This window comes from Streptomyces sp. SM11, from assembly GCF_002910905.1.
GTDB lineage: Bacteria > Actinomycetota > Actinomycetes > Streptomycetales > Streptomycetaceae > Streptomyces.
Map to the genome: position 1 here is coordinate 1 of NZ_NEUE01000010.1, position 1,388 is coordinate 1,388.

Below are 1,388 nucleotides of genomic sequence, written 5' to 3' on the forward strand. Positions count from 1 at the left end.
ACGCCGCAGCGGCTTGCCGACGAGGGCCTCGACGCCCTGCCGGAGGGCACCGTCCCGCAGGACTTCGTCTACGTGGCCCCCGGCGGTCCGGCTGCGGCGGACGACGCGGCGGCGGCGACCAGGGCCCTCCAGGACGTCTTCGCTCTGGTCCGCCGGCTCGCCGCCCACCCGCCTATGCCCGACCTGCTGATCGTCACCGGCACCGCGCACGCGGTGGCGGAGGGGGACGTCGTCGACCCCCTCATGACGGCCCTGTGGGGCCTCGGCCGCACCCTGCGCGTCGAGCACCCCCGCACCAGGGTCAGCCTGGCCGACCTGGGCTCCGGCCGGGGCACGGCCGCCGGAGCGGAGGACGACGGCGGCGCCGCCCTCTGGGAGGCGCTGCGCCGGGACGGCACGGAGCTCGCCCTCCGGGACGGTGCCTGGTACGAGCCCTCCCTGCTGCCAGCGCCCCCGGCGCCCGCCCGCGAGGTGCGGTACCGGGGCGGCCGGTTCCTGATCACCGGCGGCATGGGCGGCATCGGCCTGCGCGTCGCCGAGTTCCTCGCGGACGAGGGCTGCGCCCGGCTGACCCTGGTCGGGCGGACCGTCCCGGAGCGGGGCGAGGCCCGCGAGCGCCTCGACCGGCTCGCCGGGCGCTGCGACCTCGACATCGTGGCCGCCGACGTCCGCTCCCTCGGCGAGGTGCTGTCCGGTCCCTTCGACGGGGTGTTCCACGCGGCGGGCGTACTGCGCGACGGACTCGCCCGCAGCCTGACGCCGGACCGGGTCGATGCCGTCCTCGGCCCCAAGGTCGGCGGCACGCACGTCCTCGCCGACCTCGTCGCCGTCGGCGAACACCCGGGCTTCGTCGTCCTGTTCTCCTCGATCGCGGCCGTCCGGGCCAACCTCGGCCAGAGCACCTACGCCGCGGCCAACGGCTACCTGGACGGCTACGCCGCCCGCCGTCGGGCCGAGGGCCTGCCCTGGTACAGCCTCGGCTGGGGCCTGTGGACGGTCGGCATGGGCGAGGCCGTCGCCCCCAAGGCCGCCGCGCACGGCGTCGCCGCGCTCACCGAGGACGACGGCATCGCACTGCTCCGCACGGCCCTGGGCCGCCCGCCCGCGCACTACGTACTCTCCGCCGCGAACGCGAAGGACGCACCCATGACTGCTGTCACGCCCGACGCCGGCCTCTGGCCGTCGCTCACACTCGCCCTCCGGAAGGTCCTGCACGTCGACTCGGTCTCCGCCGAGGACGACCTGCTGGAGCTGGGCCTCGACTCGATGATGGCCGTCGAGCTGGCCGCCTCGCTGGCCTCCGACGGGCTCGACGTGGACCCGATGGTGTTCTTCGAGCAGACCCGGGTCGGCTCCCTCCTCACCCACCTGGAGAGCCTGCCGCGCGA

1 protein-coding gene is annotated in these 1,388 nt (G+C 76.1%); it reads left to right on the forward strand.

The annotated features are described in order from the left end of the window. Positions 1–1,388 (forward strand): beta-ketoacyl reductase (locus B9S58_RS00665; protein WP_146063430.1); only part of this gene is annotated, 1,388 nt, incomplete at both ends.